This window comes from Moorena sp. SIO3B2 (genome assembly GCF_010692525.1).
GTDB classification, from domain to species: Bacteria; Cyanobacteriota; Cyanobacteriia; order Cyanobacteriales; family Coleofasciculaceae; genus Moorena; species Moorena producens.
Genome location: NZ_JAAHHE010000348.1, coordinates 1 through 6,176, shown reverse-complemented (window position 1 = coordinate 6,176; position 6,176 = coordinate 1). Strand labels below are relative to the sequence as shown.

At 38.6% G+C, this 6,176-nt stretch carries 5 protein-coding genes and 1 pseudogene; 1 reads left to right on the top strand and 5 read right to left on the bottom strand.

All coding sequences use genetic code 11. The features are described from left to right. Both F6K38_RS33240 and F6K38_RS33235 read right to left on the bottom strand, forming a co-directional pair. Nucleotides 1–364: pseudogene (locus F6K38_RS33240) on the bottom strand (tail length tape measure protein); the annotation flags it as partial. A 293-nt stretch (nucleotides 365–657) separates the two neighbouring features. After that, entirely contained in the window at nucleotides 658–789 is a 132-nt protein-coding gene (locus F6K38_RS33235) for a hypothetical protein (protein WP_287267319.1), read from the bottom strand. A 54-nt stretch (nucleotides 790–843) separates the two neighbouring features. On the opposite strand from F6K38_RS33235, the gene F6K38_RS33230 reads away from it, so the two are divergent. Further along, nucleotides 844–1,440, top strand: a complete 597-nt coding sequence (locus tag F6K38_RS33230) for a Uma2 family endonuclease (RefSeq protein WP_287294313.1) — start codon at nucleotides 844–846, stop codon at nucleotides 1,438–1,440. Between the two features lie 681 nt (nucleotides 1,441–2,121). Here the strand turns inward: F6K38_RS33230 and F6K38_RS33225 are convergent. The 3 genes from F6K38_RS33225 to F6K38_RS33215 all read right to left on the bottom strand — a co-directional run. After that, nucleotides 2,122–2,778: an FMN-dependent NADH-azoreductase gene (locus tag F6K38_RS33225; protein WP_287294310.1), complete on the bottom strand. Its 657-nt coding sequence runs from the start codon at nucleotides 2,776–2,778 to the stop codon at nucleotides 2,122–2,124. Between the two features lie 184 nt (nucleotides 2,779–2,962). Next, nucleotides 2,963–4,045, bottom strand: coding sequence for a sulfite exporter TauE/SafE family protein (locus tag F6K38_RS33220; RefSeq protein ID WP_287294307.1), 1,083 nt, complete (start codon nucleotides 4,043–4,045; stop codon nucleotides 2,963–2,965). Nucleotides 4,046–4,597: 552 nt separating this feature from the next. Then, nucleotides 4,598–6,176: NAD(P)/FAD-dependent oxidoreductase (locus F6K38_RS33215; protein WP_287359370.1), on the bottom strand; the 1,579-nt coding region annotated here is incomplete at its 5' end.

Genomic DNA, 6,176 nt, shown 5'->3' with positions numbered 1-6,176 from the left:
ATGCTAAAACCGGATAATCTGACTCAAGCCCTTCGAGATGCTTTAGGGCTTGTTCTGGCTGATTTTGTTGAATTAAATCCGATGCCAACAGATAACGGGCGCGATACTGTTCCCGAGACTTCGGACCGGAGGCAAAGGCATCTAGGTTAGTTGCTCGTTGTTGAGGTGGCAGGGAAACCAGCCGTGCTACAGCGGATTTGCCTGTTGACTCCGTTAACCCTTGGTTAGCAGTCTTGTTTTCCTCTCTTTCCTCTAGTTGATTCGCTACGGTGACACCTAAGAATACAGCTCCCAGGCACACTGATACCAATAGCACTATGGCTCCAGCCAATAAACGAAATTGCTGTCTACGCTCTTTTAACATATATCCTCACCCAACACAGTTGCTGCAGTTGAAAGTCTCTTAGCATATGACCCATCACCAGGGTAATCTGGTTTCCCTCTTGAGTTATAAACCATAATATAAAGTTCTTGACTAAGAACCTGGAACCGGACGTAGTCAGATTTGGTCAGAATTAGTCAGACTTAACAGAGCACGAAGCCAGCAATAAGTAGATAATTAGATAACTATAATAACTATTATGATAACTATATTTTTTTAACCCTGATGAGGCACATTTTTGCCACCCTTAGCGCGCCCCATTCCATATCTTAGAACTAGGTTACCTTTAAATTGTGACGATTTATGGTACGATTGCCAATAATTTTGTTATTTAGGAAAGGGAACAGGGAGTCGGGAGTCGGGACTCGGGAGTCGGGAGTCGGGAATATAGAGTCAAAAATTATCACAATTCATTAGTCAGAGTTGGCAGTTGATCACAAGAGTGAACTTGAAAAGAAGTCATGACTGAAACCACCGTTGATCAGATTCGATTCACTACTACAGACCTAGATCTTTTACCAGAGGACGGTAATAGATATGAAGTTATCGATGGAGACCTGTTTGTGACCAGATCCCGCCATTGGAACCACAACAAGGTGGTGGGAAGACTATACAATGCCCTTGATTCCTGGTCTTTAAGTGATAAGGGCTATGGTGAAGCTGTCCTAGTTCCAGGTATTGTTTTTGACCAAGAAAATGCTGTGGAACCTGATGCTGTCTGGGTTTGCGACAAGAATCGCTTGCCACAGATGCTTGATGAAGCAGGCCATTTAACTGAAGCGCCAGACCTAATCATAGAGTCTTTATCACCAGGAACTCAAAATGAGCGTCGTGACCGAGAGGTAAAACTGAAACTCTATTCAGTGCGGGGGGTTCGGGAATACTGGATTGTGGATTGGCGCACCACTAAACTTGAGGTTTATCGGCGACAAACTGCCAAGCTTACCTTAGTCGAGACTCTGTTTCCTGGAGATATACTGCGATCGGCAAAGCCGCGCCAAAGGCGATCGCATTTGCTTCCTGGTTTTGAGTTAGAGCTTCAGATTGTGTTTTTGTAACCATCCTAAACTCACCCGTTAGGGGAGTTTAGGCTTTCAGTAACCAGAATCAGACTCCCCTTGAAAGCAACGACAGCTATTAACTATTAGCACGGCTAAAACGGCGTTGCTGACCAAGGAATGGTGTACTAAAAATAAAACTATGCAATGCCCGCGTATGTCATAGCAACAAAACTCATCAATAGGGTCATCACAGAGGCAAACAAAGATATAAATGTAACAAATTCGAGCATCAAGACAATGTTGCAGGAGCAAGTCACTTATGCTGAGCATTTGTACTCAAGCTATAGCCCCCTCAGGTATTTTAGCTTACTCTGATAGTACATATAGCAACCGAAGTATAGTTTAGGACAGAGTATTTTGGTTTAAAGGGAGCTTTGGAGTAGGGACTGAGGCCGTGGGCCACGCTAAGCGAACGGAGCAGAAATATGTCTTAAGCTTTACTTCGACTGCTATAGTTCATAAGCTGTCAAGCATTGAGATTGGGATACCTAAATTCCTCAAAGGGAACGAGCAACTTCGGATCAGATAACGGGGAATAACCAATTTAAATGCACATCAGCTTATGTTCGGCAACTTTGACCTGCTTCCCTTGTTGTTATACTAGTTGTTGGGTATCCCCTGGAAAAGATTGAGTCTAAACTCCGGTATTAATCTGATCAAAAATCTCTTTTTGATTGTTCATACATCATGAATATAAGTAGTTAAATTTTCTACTAGTTTGGGTACAGCATTGTGTGCATCTTCTAGAGATTTACTATGGCGATCATCCCCAAATTCTTGATATTCAATTGCGATAATATTGTGATTATCAACACCAAGAATTTCAAAACACTTAATTATATGTGGATGAAGATAGTTATCATTAGCATTTTGCTGCTCGGATAAAAAGCCTCCTTCACCACTAGCACTGAGAATTACCAAAGTTTTACCACTTTGAATTGGTTTAATTGGATGCTCGCCACGAGATAGATCAAAGCTAAATGTTTTATTCACTCTTATCACTTGATCGATCCAGGCTTTTAAACTGACAGGCATTCCGTAGTTGTACATAGGAGTGCCAATAACGATAATGTCAGATTGAACTAATTCATTAATCAAAATATCGGAGAGTTTTAGTTCTTGACGTTGTTCGTAACTGCGATTGGCTTCATCAGTGAATGCAGCATCAATCCAAGCCTCCGTTGTTGCTGGAGGTGGTTTTATACCGACATCTCGTCTAATAATGCAATCATTAGGACGTTTTGTTTTCCATTCTTTTATAAAACGACCTGACAATTCCCTACTTAGAGATCTGTTAGTTCGCGCACTAGCATCAATATGGAGTAGTGTTTTCATTAAAATTACCCTTTACAAATTTTACCTTCAAATTTTACCTTCAAAGCAAAGAATACCGGTTCCTGGTTCAAAATAAAATACTCACCAGATCTTGATACTACCATTGTATCCTTCAAAAGTTTCACCGGTTTCAAAGCTTGTATTAGTCTGAGCTTGTAAGTTAGCATATTTTCATTCATGGCGGTTAATTTTTTTCATTGGAACTGCCTTGGTTACCAAGACTTTGGTACATCCAGTAATAAATCGAACAGAACATAACAAAGACAAACACAGAAAAACCGATCGAAACAACACTGATAGGAATCAATATTAAAGAACTTACCAGCTCGATCAATATAAGTCCTATAACTATACTAACAATAGTTTTGCGCTTCAATAAACTCCCTATTATTGCCCCTGTCGGAGCCCCAATTACAACTACAGGAACTGCCGTCAGCCAATAATTAATTATTGGCTCTCCAAAATCCCTAAGAATATATTTATGAATTATCAAACCTGCTATCGCATTAATAGCCATCAAAATGACTGAAGTTGGGGTACTATTTTTTTCACATAATCCAAACAATAACACCATTATCGAAAAACAAAAAATGTCCATACCGCTACCCACTAATCCGCTGATAATTCCTCCTATCAGTCCTGTTATTAGTGAAATAACTCGTTCCCTATTTCCCCAAAAAATGATAGCCAAATTTCGTCTTATTTTAGTTCGATTGGAAGCGAACAAAACAACTGCAAAACTGCTGATCATCATCGTGAAAGAAATCTTAATAGCTTCTGAAGGCAAAAGGAAAGCCAAAAAACTTGAGCTGAAAAAAATACCTGGAATTCCTCCAAGGCTTGCCCAAAATATGAATCGCCATTCAACCTTAGTTCTCATTGCCATAATGGTCAATGACGCCGCACTCATACCAACACTTTGAATTGCTAAAGAAAAGACCTTGGCATCGTGTGGAGATAATTGAAGCACTTTGGTCAAAACCGGAAAGGCGACTGCTCCTCCGCCCATACTGGTGCTACCAGCAACCATAGACCCAAAAATCATAGTTGAAGCTATCTCCCAGTTAGCTTCAAACAGAGAAAGTACTCGACTAGGACTAACTGCAAATAACCATATACTCCAGGTAGCGATAGCACAGAATAAGCTAGTAAACAAGGAGAATAAAAGTGGATTAAATTGAAGCTTATATCTATAAACATTTAAATTTTTATAGATATTTTTATAGATATTTTTTTTGAAAATATTAGTTTTTTTTCGCTGATACATACAAATATATTAAAAATAAATGGTATTATATATATTGATTAATTGGTTAGTTTTAATACAAAATCATTGACATAATAAAGCTACAGCAAAAGCTTATATAGTCTGGGTTTCAGTTAGATTATGAATGTAATTAATTCTGTTTAGATCCATACGGCATTAAATGTTAGTGCGTCAAATTAATGTGGGATAGGTGGCGCGGTCATGCCAATTCAAAGGGCGAGCGCTAGTCCTGCCCTTTGAGCTACAGTTGTCTTGAAGCAACTATGCTGCCAAATCCAAAAGAGATAGAGTAATTCTAAAATTAATGAGCTATGAATGTTCTCCCTTGAAGGCAGTAGGCAGGTGAAGTGTAGCTCACTTATTCCATAAACGCTATAGCAATCCTATCTGATTCGTGAAATATAGTGGCCGATCGCTTTTAGCAGAAGCGTGGCCTTTTGGCCAAAGCTATCGCTATAACCCTTGCCCAGCAATGATTTTATATTTTGCCGATTTTACAAATGATTTAGGATTGCTATATATTAGCAATCCTTTTTTATCTACGCTGATTTTTTATGCCATAACGGTATTGACAGCATAAATTTTTTGGTTACTCTTAGAAACAGATTGATTTGAAATCAATTGAATATTATCTTTCAAAGGTTTCATAACTCTATGTAAATCACGGGGTTGTGATTTGGGTTTAAAAAGACCATTACCTTCCCAGGTGTCCACATCTAAGCTAATAGCCCAGGCGTTTAACCAAACCGGCTCTGAAAACATGGTTAGTTTATTGGGCATAGTATCCTCTAGTGCCAACAAAAATATTACTTGAGCCAGTTCCTCAAGTATTTTTAAATTGGCTATGTAGTCGTCAATAAGCTGTAGATCGGTCTTTTTAAAAAACAAGTTTGAACGAAATTGGTTAACAAAAGGCAACATTCCTAAATAATCTATAAATTCAAAGGAAAGTCTATGAGTAGGTTTGTTTGACCACTCTTTAAACAATTGCTCAACCTGATGTGCTAAGGATGAAAATTCCTCAAGAACACCATCAAATTTTTCCATTCTATCTGGGTCTAAAAATACGGAATTAAAAATCAGTGGTGTTACAGTTGCCCAGGAAAACATTGCCTTCCAAATATACTGCATTAAAAATAACACAGGACTTTTACCCAAAAGCTGATAAGAGCCTCCGATACTTGTTGTAACATTGTCATTAGTCTTTAAGTAAAATCGATTAGCGTGGTCTACCATTTTTTGATTCAACTTCCCACTAAGGTCAAGTTTAATCAGTTCGGTCGTTAAGGTATTCCCCAAAGCAATCATATCTGTTCCAGGTGAATACAAAGGATCGGGGAAGGCTCCTGCTTCTCCTACACAAGTCCAACGATTGAAAGAAAAAACCTGAGTTGATGAGTAACTATATTTTGGCATTTTCATGAAATCTGCAGGCTGTCGGTCTTTTATCTGTTCGGCTAAGATTGGTTCATATTTTTGTAACCAATTACAGGCTTTTTCGTAGGTACTGTATTCCTTAAAATTATGAACCGTGTCGCTAGTAACAATACCAATACTTGTGTATCCGGAGGGCAGAGGAATTAACCAGACCCAGTAACCTTCTCCTACTAAATGATTAGCGGAGTAATAACGGATATTGTTAGGAACACGATTATGCCATTGTGAGTTAATTAAAGGAACTAGATCGCTCACATCAACACGTTCGTTAATACGAAACCAGACCGCACTTCTATCTTGAAAATTTGATTTTTCTAAACCCAATTTCTTTTGCAAAAACCGACGCCTACCCATTGCATCTACTACCCAACGAGCTTTAAATGTATGTATTTCTTTAGTGTCTAATTGCTTGCAGATAATAGAGTGACAATCTTTCGAATCATTCAGATTTATACTTTGCACCGAGCCATGTTCTAGCAAGTCTATGCCAGCTTCCAAATTAAACTCTCGCAAATCATTTTCTAGTAACCCACGATCCATATGATAGGTGAATTTTGAGTTAAATAATTTAAAGCTTGCTACACCAATTTCTGGTCGATCATTTAAAGCTTTGTGTGAGTTTCCTAGAAAAAATCTTAGTCCGAGTTTTTGCAGATGATGCTGATTAAAGTAGTCCTTTAGGTCTACTTTAATC

What these genes read in the sequence shown, in the direction of transcription:
- F6K38_RS33230 (WP_287294313.1), top strand. Translation starts at nt 844, where the DNA reads ATGACTGAAACCACCGTTGATCAGATTCGATTCACTACTACAGACCTA.
- F6K38_RS33225 (WP_287294310.1), bottom strand. Translation starts at nt 2,778, where the DNA reads ATGAAAACACTACTCCATATTGATGCTAGTGCGCGAACTAACAGATCT.
- F6K38_RS33220 (WP_287294307.1), bottom strand. Translation starts at nt 4,045, where the DNA reads ATGTATCAGCGAAAAAAAACTAATATTTTCAAAAAAAATATCTATAAA.